12 protein-coding genes are annotated in these 13,739 nt (G+C 63.7%); 2 read left to right on the top strand and 10 right to left on the bottom strand.

What is annotated here, in order from left to right:
* Window positions 1–92 precede the first annotated feature (92 nt).
* Window positions 93–1,403 carry an omega-aminotransferase AptA gene (gene aptA, locus AC07OE_RS13480; protein ID WP_495071275.1) on the bottom strand — a complete coding sequence of 437 codons (1,311 nt, stop codon included), beginning with the start codon at window positions 1,401–1,403 and terminating at the stop codon, window positions 93–95.
* A gap of 166 nt (window positions 1,404–1,569) precedes the next feature.
* Between aptA and AC07OE_RS13475 the strand changes: the two genes are divergently transcribed.
* Window positions 1,570–2,496 (top strand): LysR family transcriptional regulator, encoded by a 927-nt coding sequence (locus AC07OE_RS13475; RefSeq protein ID WP_495071078.1) that lies wholly within the window; start codon window positions 1,570–1,572, stop codon window positions 2,494–2,496.
* A gap of 2 nt (window positions 2,497–2,498) precedes the next feature.
* On the opposite strand, the gene AC07OE_RS13470 is transcribed toward AC07OE_RS13475, so the two are convergent.
* The 8 genes from AC07OE_RS13470 to AC07OE_RS13435 form a co-directional block, all read right to left on the bottom strand.
* The gene (locus AC07OE_RS13470; protein WP_495071077.1) at window positions 2,499–2,960 is read right to left on the bottom strand and encodes a MarR family winged helix-turn-helix transcriptional regulator; all 462 of its coding nucleotides are present in this window, start codon (window positions 2,958–2,960) and stop codon (window positions 2,499–2,501) included.
* Between the two features lie 45 nt (window positions 2,961–3,005).
* The gene (locus tag AC07OE_RS13465; protein ID WP_495071076.1) at window positions 3,006–3,740 is read right to left on the bottom strand and encodes an ABC transporter ATP-binding protein; all 735 of its coding nucleotides are present in this window, start codon (window positions 3,738–3,740) and stop codon (window positions 3,006–3,008) included.
* Window positions 3,741–3,751: 11 nt separating this feature from the next.
* Window positions 3,752–5,521, bottom strand: a complete 1,770-nt coding sequence (locus AC07OE_RS13460) for a branched-chain amino acid ABC transporter ATP-binding protein/permease (RefSeq protein WP_495071075.1) — start codon at window positions 5,519–5,521, stop codon at window positions 3,752–3,754.
* Between the two features lies 1 nt (window position 5,522).
* Window positions 5,523–6,563, bottom strand: coding sequence for a branched-chain amino acid ABC transporter permease (locus tag AC07OE_RS13455; protein ID WP_495071074.1), 1,041 nt, complete (start codon window positions 6,561–6,563; stop codon window positions 5,523–5,525).
* 102 nt (window positions 6,564–6,665) lie between these two features.
* On the bottom strand, window positions 6,666–7,799 hold the full coding sequence (locus tag AC07OE_RS13450; protein ID WP_495071073.1) for an ABC transporter substrate-binding protein: 1,134 nt from the start codon (window positions 7,797–7,799) through the stop codon (window positions 6,666–6,668).
* 90 nt (window positions 7,800–7,889) lie between these two features.
* On the bottom strand, window positions 7,890–8,654 hold the full coding sequence (locus AC07OE_RS13445) for an SDR family NAD(P)-dependent oxidoreductase (RefSeq protein ID WP_495071072.1): 765 nt from the start codon (window positions 8,652–8,654) through the stop codon (window positions 7,890–7,892).
* 10 nt (window positions 8,655–8,664) lie between these two features.
* A complete protein-coding gene (locus AC07OE_RS13440) occupies window positions 8,665–10,536 on the bottom strand; it encodes a feruloyl-CoA synthase (protein WP_495071071.1) in 1,872 nt (623 codons plus the stop codon).
* 27 nt (window positions 10,537–10,563) lie between these two features.
* Window positions 10,564–11,346 carry a crotonase/enoyl-CoA hydratase family protein gene (locus AC07OE_RS13435; protein ID WP_495071070.1) on the bottom strand — a complete coding sequence of 261 codons (783 nt, stop codon included), beginning with the start codon at window positions 11,344–11,346 and terminating at the stop codon, window positions 10,564–10,566.
* A gap of 123 nt (window positions 11,347–11,469) precedes the next feature.
* Between AC07OE_RS13435 and AC07OE_RS13430 the strand changes: the two genes are divergently transcribed.
* The gene (locus tag AC07OE_RS13430) at window positions 11,470–12,333 is read left to right on the top strand and encodes an amidohydrolase family protein (protein WP_495071069.1); all 864 of its coding nucleotides are present in this window, start codon (window positions 11,470–11,472) and stop codon (window positions 12,331–12,333) included.
* Window positions 12,334–12,360: 27 nt separating this feature from the next.
* Here AC07OE_RS13430 and AC07OE_RS13425 read toward each other — a convergent pair whose 3' ends face one another.
* Window positions 12,361–13,686, bottom strand: a complete 1,326-nt coding sequence (locus tag AC07OE_RS13425; protein WP_495071068.1) for a D-amino acid dehydrogenase — start codon at window positions 13,684–13,686, stop codon at window positions 12,361–12,363.
* Window positions 13,687–13,739 lie beyond the last annotated feature (53 nt).

Here is a 13,739-nt window from a genome sequence, read left to right as displayed (position 1 = left end):
GGTGCTTTATAAGAAAAATGGGCTGCTAGCCCGCATGGAATGTGCGCTAGTAGCTATGAAAACAATAGTGATTCGCAGCGTCAAAGACGTGCTCAGGCGGTTTCGTTGATGGCCTCGCCCAAGGCGTTGACCAGGCTGTCGATTTCTGCCTCGGTGGTGATGAAGGGCGGCGCCAGTGCAATGCAGTCGCCGGCATAGCGCACGTAAAAGCCCTTGTCCAAGCAGCGCATGGCCACCTCGTAGGGGCGCTTGGCGGGCTCGCCGGGCACGGCGGCCAGGGTAAAGCCTGCCGACAGGCCCAGGTTGCGAATGTCGGTGATGTGCTTGGTGCCGCGCAGGCTGTGCACGGCTTTCTCGAAGTAGGGGGCCAACGCGTTCACCCGCTCAATCATGTTTTCCTTGACCAGCAGGTCCAGCGCCGCAATGCCGGCCGCGCAGGCCACGGGGTGCGCGGAGTAGGTGTAGCCGTGGGGGAATTCCAGCATGTAGTCCGGGCCGCCCTGTGCCATGAAGGTGTCGTAAATCTCCTTCTTGGCCACGGTCACGCCCAGGGGCTGGGCGCCGTTGGTGATCTGCTTGGCCGCGTTCAGGATGTCTGGCACCACGCCAAAGTAACCTGCGCCCGTGTAAGCGCCCAAGCGGCCAAAGCCGGTGATGACTTCGTCAAAAATCAGCAGGATGTTGTTCTGGGTGCAGATCTCGCGCAGGCGCTGCAGGTAGCCCACAGGCGGCACCACAATGCCGGCCGAGCCGGACATGGGCTCTACGATCACGGCGGCGATGTTGGACGCGTCGTGCAGCGCGATCAGGCGCAACAGCTCGTCCGCCATGTCGCCGCCTTTTTCGGGCAGGCCCTTGCTGAAGGCGTTGGATGCCAGTTGGGTGTGGGCCAGGTGGTCGGCCTCAATGCCCTGGCCGAAGGTCTTGCGGTTGGCCGGCAGGCCGCCCACCGAGATGCCGCCGAAGTTCACGCCGTGATAACCCTTCTCGCGGCCGATCAGGCGGGTCTTGCTGCCCATGCCTTTGGCGCGCCAGTAAGCGCGGGCCATCTTGAGCGCGGTGTCGGCGGACTCGGAGCCGGAGCCGGTGTAGAACACATAGTCCAGGCCTTCGGGGGTCAGCTCCACAATCTTGTTGGCCAGCTCAAACGACAGCGGGTGGCCGAACTGGAATGCGGGCGAGTAGTCCATGGTCGCCATTTGCTTGCTCACCGCCTCGGTGATCTCGCGGCGGCCGTGGCCCAAGCCTGCGCACCACAGGCCCGACAGGCCGTCAAAAATCTTCTTGCCGTTGGAATCGGTGAAATAGGCACCCTGCGCGCCCACCATCATGCGGGGCTTGGCCTTGAAATCACGGTTGCCGGTAAAGGCCATCCAGTGCGATTCCATCCACTCGCGGGACATGGGGAATTTGGATGCGCTGGTGATGGCCTCACCGGTGGCGGGCGTGGTGCTGTCATTGAGCTTCATGGGGAACTCCAAGGGTTAAAGCCGGATTAGGCGATGCTGCATTGTGGGTAGCTCTGTTACTCTTATAAAGTCACAAATAGCACTATTCACTTGTTACTTTATGAAAGTTAAAGCCAAAGCGGTTCTCGGCCAGATCAGCGACATGGACCTGCGCCTGTTGCGCGTGTTCAAAGCGGTGGTCGATTGCGGGGGCATGGCCGCGGCCGAACTGGAACTCAATATAGGCACTTCCACCGTTAGCCGCCACATCAAAGATCTGGAAACCCGACTCGGACTGACCCTGTGCCGGCGCGGCCGGGCGGGCTTTGCGCTCACGCCCGAGGGCGAAAAAATCTACGCCCAGACCGGCCAGCTGCTGGCCGCTACCGATGCGTTTCGCAGCAGTGTGGACGAAATTCATCAACGCATGGGCGGGCAACTCCAGGTGGCGGTGTTCGACAAGACGGCCAGCAATCCGGCCAGCCACATTGCTGAAGCCATCGCGCACTTTCATGCAGAAGCACCGGACGTGGGGCTGAATCTGCATGTGGCCACGCTGACAGCTATTGAGCGTGGCGTGCTGGACGGGCAGTTCCACGTGGGCGTCATTCCTGGCCACCGCAGTTCGGACGTGCTGGAGTACACGCCGCTGTTTGACGAGGGCATGCTGCTCTACTGCGGCACGCGCCATGCGCTGTGGAATGCGGACCACAGTGTCCTGAACTGGGACACGCTGCCCAAACACGAATTTGCCGGGCTGGGCTACCACTCGCCCAATATGGAGCTGAGCCAGCGCATGCGCCTGCCGCGCCGCGCCACGGGTTTCGACCAGGAGTCGATCGCCACGCTGATTCTGTCGGGCCAGTTTCTGGGCTTTCTGCCTGACCACTACGCCGAGAGCTTTGTGCGCCGCGGCCTCATGCAGGCGGTACGGCCCGACTTGCTGCACTACGCGTGCCAGTTCTTCGCCATCACACGGAAGTCACCGCAGCCCAGCCGGGCGACGCGGGCGTTTCAGCAGTGTTTGGTGCGGGCGCACCAGGCCTAGCGTCACAGATAAATTTTTTGCAGCAGCTGCATGAGGGTTTTCCTTTCTGCGGCACTGAGGCGGGCCGTGGCCTCTTCTTCCAGCTCGAATGCCGTGACTTCGGCCTGCTGCATGAGGGTGCTTCCACTGGGGGTCAGGTGCAAACCCATGGCCCGGCCGTCACGCGGATGGGGCCGGCGCACGATCAGCGAACGCTTTTGCAACTGGTTGATCATGCCGACCAGGTTGGGCGGCTGGATGTTCAGGGTCGCGCACAGTTGCCGCGAGGTGATGCCGGGGTTGTGGCCGATCAGTGAGAGCACAGAAAAATCGACCGGCCTCAGGCCGTACACCGCCATGTTGCGCAGAAAGGCGTCGACGATGACCAGCGTCGCACGCCGGGCGTTATAGCCGACCAAGCTGTCCAGAAACCGAGTGTCGACCTGTTCAATGGCTTTGTCGGGAGGGGATTTTCGGATGTTCATGGGTTCGGGTCACCACCGCGGTTGGGGTGTGCGATTGTGCCCAACTCAGGCCTTGCGTTTTGCGGCACCCAAGTAGGTGTCGATCACGCGCGGGTCCTCGGCCAACTGGGCCGCCGGGCCCTGCAGCGCAAGTTCACCCATTTCCAGAACGTAGCCGTGGTCGGCCACGGCCAGCGCCGCCCGGGCGTTTTGCTCCACCAGCACGATGGTCACGCCGGTGCGACGCAACTGTTCGATGATGGTGAAGATCTCGCGCACGATCAACGGGGCCAAGCCCAGGCTGGGCTCATCGAGCATCAGGAGTTTGGGGTCCGCCATCAGCGAGCGACCGACGGCCAGCATCTGCCGTTCGCCGCCCGAGAGGGTGCCGGCCAGCTGGCTGCGGCGCTCTTTCAGGCGTGGAAACAGGGTGTAGACCTCGTCAAGTTTGTCGCGCCAGCGGGCGTTGCCCAGGCGTTTCTGTCGGAAGCCGCCGAGAACGAGGTTGTCCTCGACCGGCATGCTGGAGAACAGTTCGCGTTTCTCGGGCACCAGCGAGATGCCGCACATGACGCGTTCCTCCAGCGTCAGGCGGGCGATGTCCTGGCCGTCAAAGTGGACCGAGCCCTGGCCGGGCAAGATGCCCATCAGGGTGTTGAGCAGCGTGGACTTGCCAGCACCGTTGGGCCCGATCACGGTGATCACACGGCCCTTGTCGGCCTGCAGACTGAGGCCATGCAGCACTTCGGCGCGGCCGTAGCCGGAGCGCAGGTTCTGTACCTGCAACAAAGGGGTAGGCATGTTCGTCATCGTTAGTGCTCCGTGCCCAGGTAGGCGGCACGCACCTTGGGGTCCTGCTGGATGTGTGCGGGTGGACCCTGCGTCAGCAAGGTGCCGAACTCCATCACCACCAAGTGGTCGCAGACGTCCATCACCAAGTCCATGTCGTGTTCCACGAGCAGGATGCTCATGCCCTCGGACTGCAATTGCCGCAGCACGGCGATCAGGTCCTGCTTCTCTTTGTGGCGCAGGCCGGCGGCCGGCTCGTCCAGCAGCAGCAGGGTCGGGTCACTGCACAGGGCGCGGGCGATCTCCATCAGGCGCTGCAGGCCCATGGCCAGGTTGCCAGCCTGCTCATGCAGGTGCGCGCCCATGCCAATGCGCTCCAGCTGGCGCTGTGCTTCCCGGAAGAGCTGCCGCTCCTCCTCGCGGTTCAGCCGTGCCATGGCACTCAGCACACCCTTGCGTCCGCGCAGGTGGGCGCCCAGCGCCACGTTTTCCAGCACGGTCATGTCGGGGATCATCTTCACGTGCTGGAAGGTACGGCCCATGCCGCGGCGCACGATCTCGCGCGTGGGCAAGCGGTCCAGCTTTTCTCCCGCAAACACCACGTGGCCGCGCGTCATGCCCAGCACGCCGGTGATCAAGTTGAAGGTGGTGGATTTTCCGGCGCCGTTCGGGCCGATCAAGCCGACGATCTGGCCAGCATGGATCTGGAAGTTGATGTCATTGACGGCCACCAGCCCGCCGAATTCCTTGCGGATCGCCTCTACGCTCAGCAGCAGTTCGCCGGGGGCGGGCTTGGCGCGCTCCGGCAGGGGGGTGGCTTCGCTCCAGTCGTTGGAGCGCTGGCGGCGCGGCAGCTTCTTCTCGACCAAGGACCACGCGCCATCGGGCAGGTACTTGAGCACCAGCACCAGGCTCACACCGAAAACAATGATCTCGTAGCTGCCACTGGTGCCAATCAGGCGCGGTAACAGCACCTGCAGTTGGTCATCCAGCACCTTGATCAGGCCGGCACCCACCAACGCCCCCCAGACATGGCCAATACCGCCAATCACGGCCATGAAGAGGTATTCGATGCCCATCTTCAGGCCGAAGGCCGTGGGGCTGATCGAACGCTGGAAGTGCGCGAACAGCCAGCCTGCCAGTGCGGCCAGCAGCGCCGCCAGCACGAATATCGTGACTTTGTAGCGGAAGGTGTTGACGCCCATGGCTTCCGCCATCTGCGCGCCACTCTTCAGGGCGCGGATGGCACGGCCAGCGCGCGAGTCCAGCAGGTTGAGCACGCCCACGGCCGCCAGCAGCACGATGCACCAGGTCAGTACGAAAAAGCCACGGCCCTCGCCAAAGTCGAGGCCGCCCAGCGCCAGAGACTTGATGCCGGTGATGCCGTCGTATTTGCCCAGCGCCTCCAGGTTGCCCATCAAGTAGTAGAGCGACAGGCCCCAGGCAATGGTGGCCAGGGGCAGGTAGTGGCCCGACATGCGCAGTGTGATGAGGGCCAGCAGTAGGGCGCATGCGGCCGTCAGTGCCAGGCCAATGGGCAGGGTGAGCCAGGGAGAGACGCCCAGTTGTACGGTCAGCACAGCCGTGGTGTATGCGCCGATGCCGACAAAGGCAGCTTGTCCGAATGAGGTGAGTCCGCTCACTCCGGTGAACAGCACCAGGCCCAGGCAGGTCAGGCTGTACAGGCCGATGGTGTTGAGCTGGGTGAACCAGAAGTCCGGCAGCGGCAGCACGGTCAGCAGCGGGATGGCCAGGGCGGGGGCCATGAAGCCCAGGGTACGCGGTGACTTCATGTCAATGGTCCTCGTCAGCGTGGGTGCTGGTGAGTGAGCGCACCAGGAGCACAGGAAGGATGACAGTGAATACGATGACTTCCTTGAAGGCGCTGGCCCAGAAGGAGCCGAACGATTCGATTACACCCACGAACATGGCGCCGACCAGCGCACCCGGGTAGCTGGACAGGCCCGCCACGACGGCGGCTACAAAACCTTTGAGGCCGATGATGAAGCCCGAGTCGTAGAAGATGGTGGTGGTGGGGCCGATCAGCAGGCCCGAGAGTGCGCCGATCAGCGCAGCCATGGTGAAGCTGAGTTGGCCGGCCGCCTGGCTGGAGATGCCCATGAGGCGTGCACCCAGGCGGTTCACAGCGGTGGCCCGCAGTGCCTTGCCGAAGAGGGAGCGCTCGAAAAACAGCCACAGCAGTGCGATGAGCGCGAGCGAGACCACACCGATGATCAGGGCCTGCCCCGATAGCGTGACGGGACCGAGGTTCAGGCGCAGGTCCCAGAACGCTGGATTGCGGAAACCCTCGGCGCCGAAGAACAGCAGGCCCAGGCCGGTCAAGGCAAAGTGCACACCCACCGAAACAATCAACAGTACCAGCGGCGTGGCCGACTCCAGCGATTGGTAGGCCACGCGGTAGATCAAGGGGCCGAAGGCCGTGACCACCGCGACGGACAGCAGGGCCTGCAGCAGCAGGGGGAGTTGGTGCGGCGCAGCCCAGACCGTGAGCAGGGAAACAAGGGTCGGGACGACCAGGGTTTTGAGGGCCGCCTTGCCTGCGGCCGCCAAGTCATGGTGGTGGCGCCAGCAGGTGTACAGCTCCATGAGCGCGGCCACGCCGGCCAACAGCAGCAGCAGCCAGACCGTGCCGGGCACCCGCCCGGTCTGCAGGATGGCCAGCGTCAGGGCGCCATAGGCGACGAACTCACCCTGCGCAATGAAGATCACCCGTGTCACAGCGAACACGAGCACGGTGGCGATGCCCAGCAGCGCATAGATGGCGCCGTTGGTGATGCCGTCGAGCAGCAGAATGCTCGCGATAGTCGAATCCATGGGTGAAGGTCCGGACAGTGAAAGAAATGGGGGCTGCCCGGTGCAGGCCTAAGCCCGCACCGGAACTGTCATGCCGCGGGCAGCGGCAGGGTAAACCAATGCTTATTGCACAACGACGAACTTGCCGTCCTTGACTTGCAACAGCACGGCAGTTTCGTTGGTGTAGCCCCAGTGGTCCGTGGCGCTCCAGTTCATCACGCCGTGCGAGAACACGGTGCGACCCATGGTTTCCATGGCGTCACGCAGCGCGGCACGGAATTCGGGCGTGCCTGGCTTAGCCTTCTGCAGCGCCATGGGCACGATCTTCTGCAACACGATGGCGGCGTCGTAGGCGTGGGCGGCAAACTGGTTGCGGCTGCCCGCACCGTAGGCCTTCTCGTAGTTGGTGACGAAATCCACCGAGGCTTTCTTGGACGGGTGGTTGTCGGGCAATTGCTCTGCCACCACGGCCGGGCCGGAGGACACATAGCCGCCTTCCACGTCCTTGCCGCCGATGCGCATCAGGTCTGGCGTGGCGGCGGCGTGGGTCTGGTAGACCTTGCCTTTGTAGCCTCGGTCAACCAGGCCCATTTGCGGCATGGCGGCGCCCGATCCCGAGGCCACCACCAAGATCGCGTCCGGGTTGGCCGAGGTCAGCTTGAGCGCTTGGGGCGTCACACTGGTGTCCGTGCGGGCAAAGCGCTCGACCGACACCAGCTTGATGCCGGCTTTTTCCAGGGCGGGCTTCATGGCGCTGAGCCAAATCTCGCCGTAGGCGTCGGCGTAGCCGAGGAATCCGACGGTTTTGACGCCGGTCTTCTTCATATGTTCGACGATCGGGTGGGCGATCACGTCGGCGCCTTGCGGCAGACGGAACAACCAGCGCTCCTGGTCGGGCGGGCCGCCTACGGGTGAGGCTGCGAGCTGCACGGTTTTGGCTTCGGCAGCCAACGCAATCATCGCAGCCGACACTGGCGTGATGGTCGAGCCGATGATCATGTCGACTTTGTCATCGGTGATAAAGCGCCGCGCATTGTTCGCACCCTTGCCCGGGTCAGAGGCATCGTCCAAGATGATCAGGTTGACCTTTTCGCCGGAGATGGTCTTGGGAAAGAGTTTGAACTGGTTGTTCACCGGAATGCCAAGCCCGGAGCCCGGGCCGGTCAGCGAGAGGCTGACGCCAATATTGATGTCTGCCAGCGCAGAGCCGCAGGCCAGTGCGGCCATCGCAGCCAACAGGGTTAAGCGTAGTTTCATGGGGGTCTCCTCTTGGTTTTGGGTTGTGCAACGCGGGTGAAAACGATCGGGTACGGGGTGAAGCTCTGGTCTGGGGCTTGCTGGAGCGACTTAGCGTGGCGCCATGCGCAGAGCCCCATCGAGGCGGATCACCTCACCATTGAGGTGACCGTTGGTGACGATGTGGCAAGCCAACTGTGCGAACTCCTCGGGCTTGCCCAAGCGCGGCGGAAAGGGGATGGACGCGGCCAGTGACTGCTGAACGGCCTCGGGCAACTCCTTCATGAGCGGCGTGGCAAACAGGCCGGGCGCCACGGTGCAGACGCGGATGCCGTGCTGAGCCAGGTCACGCGCCATGGGCAAGGTCATGCCGACCAGGCCGCCTTTGGACGCGCTGTAGGCCTGCTGCCCGACCTGCCCGTCGAAGGCGGCCACCGAGGCGGTGAACATCATCACGCCGCGCGCACCGTCTTCCAGCGTCGGTAGTTTCACGCACTGCGCGGCGAAGAGGCGGCTGATGTTGTAGCTGCCGATCAGGTTGATGTGGACCACGCGTGCAAAATCTTCCAGCGGCGCAGGGTTGCCGTCCTTGCCAACAATGCGTTTGGCGCTGCCGATGCCGGCGACGTTCATCAGAATGCGCGCTGGGCCGTGTGCCGCTGCGGCCTTGGCCAGTGCGGCGGTCACGCTGTCGGTGTTGGTGATGTCGCAGGTGCAGGCAATGCCGCCAATTTCTGCCGCAACTTTCTCGGCCCACGCCGTGTTCACGTCGAGCACCGCCACCTTGGCGCCCAGGCGCGCCAGTTCGCGGGCGGTGGCTTCGCCCAGGCCCGATGCGCCACCCGTCACCAGTGCGGTTTGTCCTTCGATGTGCATGGGAGTGTCCTCAGGGCTGGGGTTGAAGAATGTGGGGCGCGCTGCCGTTGTGCAGGGCCTGTACCAGGGCATCACGGTGCTTGAGCACGGCGCGCTGGTTAATGGAGCCCTTGTCGGTCACCTCGCCCTTGTCTATGGAGGGCGGGTCCGTCAGCAGCAGCGCGCGCGCGATGCGGTTGGCACTGCCCGTGGCCTGGCGGGCAAGTTCGTTGAGGATGGCCTGGAAGCGATCCCGCACGGGGGCGCTGGCCAGCACCGCATCCCATGGCGCATCCGCGGGCAGGCCACTGACCGCGCGGCAGGCTGGGGATGGGAAGATCAGCGCCCCGACTTCCTTCATGTTCAGGCCTGTGAACACCACGTCCTGCACATAGGGGGCGCCGGTCACGATGACTTTGGCGCGCATGGGCCCCACGCTGACAAAGGTTCCCGTGGCCAGCTTGAAGTCCTCGGCAATGCGGCCGTCGAACTTGAGGCCGCGGTGGACGTCCTCGGGGTCGATCCATTGCACGGCGTCGCCGGTGCAGAGATAGCCTTCGTCGTCAAAGGCATCGCGTGTGGCCTGCTCAGAGCGCCAGTACCCCGGTGTGACATTCGGGCCCTTGTAACGTACCTCGGTTTTGCCGTTCACTTGTACCAGCTTGAGCGTCATGCCCGGCACCGGAACGCCAATGTCGCCGGCCTTTACATTCGGGCTATTGACGAACATAGCCGAAGGGGCCGATTCGGTCATGCCAAGACCGGTGGCCATGACAATGCGTTCACCGACCTCGGCTTGTGCGATCTGGTGCAGGCTGTCCCACACCGGCTGGGCCAGGCCGGCGCCCGAGTAGAAAAACATGCGTACACGGGACAGCAACTGCTTGCGCAGTGCTTCGTCGCTCTCCATGGCCTGGGCGATCATCTCGAAACCTGTGGGCACATTGAAATAGACCGTGGGAGCGATCTCGCGCAGGTTGCGCAGGGTCTCTCCAATCAGGCCCGCAGTGGGCTTGCCGTCGTCAATGTAGAGCGTGCCACCGTGCTGCAGCGTGAGGCCCACGTTGTGATTGCCGCCGAAGGTATGGTTCCACGGAAGCCAGTCCACGAAGACCGGGGGGGCTTCGGCCAACACGGGCAGGGACAAGGTGATCTGCTGCAGGTTGGCGCACCACATGCGGTGGGTGTTGATCACCGGCTTGGGCATCTTGGTGGAGCCCGATGTGAACAAGAATTTGGCAATGGTGTCGGGGCGTACCGCATGCATGGCGGTGTCCACCGCGGCAGTGGCCACGGTGCTGCGCAGCGCATCGAATGCGGTGGTGGTGCGGCCTTCGATCGCACCCTGGGCCAGCACCACTTCGATCTCCGTCCCGACCGTAGCCTGGATGGCACGACCGTAGCGCGCACCGTCGGCAGCGAACACCAGGCCCGGCGTCAGCGTGGCCAGCACATGGCGCAGCTTGTCATAGTCCTGGCTCACGGTGGCGTAAGCGGGAGAGACTGGACAGTAGGGGATGCCAGCATAGATGCAGCCCAGCGAGAGCAGGGCATGTTCCAGCGTGTTCTCGCTCAGGATCACCACCGGGCGCTCGGCGTCCAGTTGGCGATCCAGGAGCGCCTGGCCAATGCGGCGTGCCGCATCCAGCGTCTGGGCGTAGCTGATGTGCTGCCAGTCACCGGTGCGGCCTTCGCCCAGCTGTTCGCGGCGGGCCATGAAGCTGCGCTCCGGTTCGGCTTCCGCCCAGTGCACCAGAAAGTCGCTCAAGCGCCGGGCATAGGCGCCCAGCGGCAACTCGGCCTGCACGTAGCGGGTGCCGGGTACGCCGTCGCGCACCGCTACGCGGGTCACGCCAAAGGGCACAGGCCGGTAGCGCGGTGGGGTGGTGGAGGTCTCACTCATGGTCTTGTTCTGCGATCGGTGGCTGAGTCAGGCCTTCTTGACCTTGGCGGCTTTGCCGTCCAGGAAGGCGCGCACGCGCTGTTTAGCCTCCGGTGCGCTTTGGGCAATGGCGGCCATCATGGCTTCGGTCAGGAAGCCCTGGTCGGCAGGCTGCTCGGCAATGCGGGGGAGGGCATGGATCAGTGCGTAGTTGGTGAGCGGGGCGTTTTGCGCCACGCGCAGGGCGAGCTCCATGGCTTTGTCGAAAGCCGCGCCTTGCGGAACGAGGTACTGGGCGAAGCCGACTTTTTCGCCGTCCTCAGCGTTGTAGACGCGGCCGGTCAGCATCATGTCGCTCATGCGCGCGGCACCGATCAGACGCGGGATGCGCACCGCGCCGCCACCGCCTACAAAGATGCCACGTGAACCTTCGGGCAGGGCATAGAAGGTAGACGTATCCGCCACGCGGATATGGCAGGCGCTGGCCAGTTCCAGGCCGCCACCGACCACCGCGCCGCGCAGCGCAGCGATCACGGGCACGGGGCCGTATTGCACGCGTTCCAGCGCGGCATGCCACATGCGGGAGTGGTACAGACCCTGGCCTGCGTCACGCTCCTTGAGTTCGCTCAGGTCCAGACCGGCGCAGAAGTGTTCTCCCTCGCCGTCGATGACGGCAGCGCGCACACCGTCGGGCATGTTTTCGAACAGATCGCGCAGGGACAGGATCAAGGCGTCATTGAGCGCATTGCGTTTGGCCGGGCGCGTCAGACGGATGACGGCAACTTCCTGTTGCTCGCCGCGGCGCTCGAAGTGAATGTCTGGATTGCTCATGTTGCGTTTCTTTCTGGAATCGATTATGGTTATTGAATATAACTAAATCAAGCGGTCGCCAGCCGCTTTTCATCAGGACTTACCCTTGGATGCCAGTCCGGCATTCGCCGCCAGGAGACCACCATGGACCACCAGAATCTCATCGCTATCGACATCCATACCCACGCAGAAGTCAGCTGCTGGAACCCGTTCGACAACTACGGTGAAGAGTACGACCGCGCGGCCGACAAGTACTTTCGCAACAGCCGCCGCCCGACCATCCAGGAGACGGTGGACTACTACCGCGAACGCAAGATCGGGTTGGTGATGTTCACGGTGGACAGCGAGTCCCAACTGGGGCGCCGACGCATTCCGAACGAAGAGATTGCCGAGGCCGCCAAGGCCAACAGCGACATGATGATGGCCTTCGCCAGCATCGACCCGCACAAGGGGAAGATGGGTGCGCGTGAAGCGCGCCGCCTCATTGAAGAGCACGGTATCAAGGGCTTCAAGTTCCACCCCACGGTGCAGGGCTACCACCCCTACGACAAGATGGCCTGGCCGATCTACGAGGTGATTGCGGAGCACAAGCTGCCGGCCATCTTCCACACGGGCCACAGCGGCATCGGCAGCGGCATGCGCTGCGGTGGCGGGCTGCGCCTGGAGTACAGCAACCCCATGCACCTGGACGACGTGGCAATCAGTTTTCCCGACATGCAGATCGTCATGGCCCACCCCAGCTTCCCCTGGCAGGACGAGGCGCTGAGTGTGGCCACCCACAAGCCCAATGTCTGGATTGACCTGTCGGGCTGGAGCCCCAAGTACTTCCCCAAGCAGCTGGTGCAGTACGCCAACACGCTACTGAAAGACCGCGTGCTGTTCGGCTCAGACTACCCGCTGATCACGCCCGAGCGCTGGATGAAAGATTTTGAAGAGGCCGGCTTCAAGCCCGAGGTCATGCCCGGCATCCTCAAGGGCAACGCGGTGCGCCTGCTGGGGCTGGCTTAGGCCGCGGGGCCTTTGCGGCCCCAGCGCTTACATGCCGTAGAACCTGAAATTCATCTCCGGCTTGTCTCCATGGATCAGCTCGGCGATCGCCTTGCCTGAGCCCGCACCGTGCGTCCAGCCCAGCGTGCCGTGTCCCGCGTTGACCCAGAGCCCGCGCACCGGGCTTTGGCCGATGTAGGGGATGTTGGTGGGGGTGGCTGGGCGCAGGCCGGTCCAGTAGTTAGGCTGGCCGCCTTCGGCCTCGCTGCGGGTGTCGCAGACGCCGGGCAGCACTTCCTCGATGCGGCGCGCCAGCATGTTGCAGCGGGCCTGGGCCACGGGCGAATCCAGGGTCAGGTCAAAGCCGCCCACTTCGATGGTGCCGGCCACGCGCAGCTGGTCGCCCAGGCGGCTGATGGCGATCTTCTTGGCGTCGTCGATGGTGGAGACCAACGGTGCCAGCTCGGGCTTCAGGATCTTGAAGGTGGCGCTGTAGCCCTTGCCGGGATAGATGGGCAGGTTCACACCCACGGTACGCAACAGAGGCGCGGTGTACGAGCCCGCGGCCACCACGATGTGGTCGGCCTGCAGCGTGTGCAGCGATCCAGGAGTATTTCGGCCTCTGGCCCCTGTGGACAGTGCGCGAACAGCTATGGATTTGATAGTGCCGTGGCTGACGTTGAGCGAATCCACGCTGTGCTCGTACAGAAACTCGGCGCCGCGCGCCGCGCAGAGTTTGGCCAGTTCCTGGGTGAACACGCGGCAATCGCCCGACTCATCGCTGGGCGTGATGGTGCCGCCCACGATGTTGCTGCTGAACGAGGTGAACGCCGGTTCGATCTTCAACAGCTCTTCCTTGCTGATGACCTGGCGGTTCACGCCGTACTTGCGCATCAGCGCGGCGGCGTCGCCCGCAGTGTCAAAGGATTGCTGGTCGCAGTAGTAGTGGGCAATGCCGCGCTCCAGCCGGTTGTATTCGATGCCGGTGGCGGCCACGACGTCTTTCAGCGCTGCGTGGCTGTAGGCGCCCAGTGCGACGAGTTGCTGCACATTGCGCTCAAACGCGGTGTCATTGCAATTGGCCAGGAACTGCAGGCCCCAGGTGTACTGGTGCAGGCCGGCGCCAAAGGGGTTTTGCGGGCGGAACAGCAGCGGGGCTTCCTTGCTCAGCATCCACTTCAGGGCTTTCAGCGGGGCTTCCTTGTTGGCCCAGGGCTCGCAGTAGCTCACCGAAATTTGCGCGCCGTTGGCAAAGCTGGTTTCCATCGCGGCGTCGGGCTGGCGCTCCACCACGGTCACTTCATGGCCCAGCTCCAGCAAATGCCAGGCGGTGCAAATGCCGATGGTGCCGGCGCCGAGAACAATGATTTTCATCCTGCCAGTGTCGTGCAAGGCAGGTAACTCTAAAAGTGAAATGAAAGTGTTTG

Source organism: Rhodoferax sp. GW821-FHT09E07, from assembly GCF_059416145.1.
This window is presented reverse-complemented; position numbering and strand designations above follow the sequence as displayed.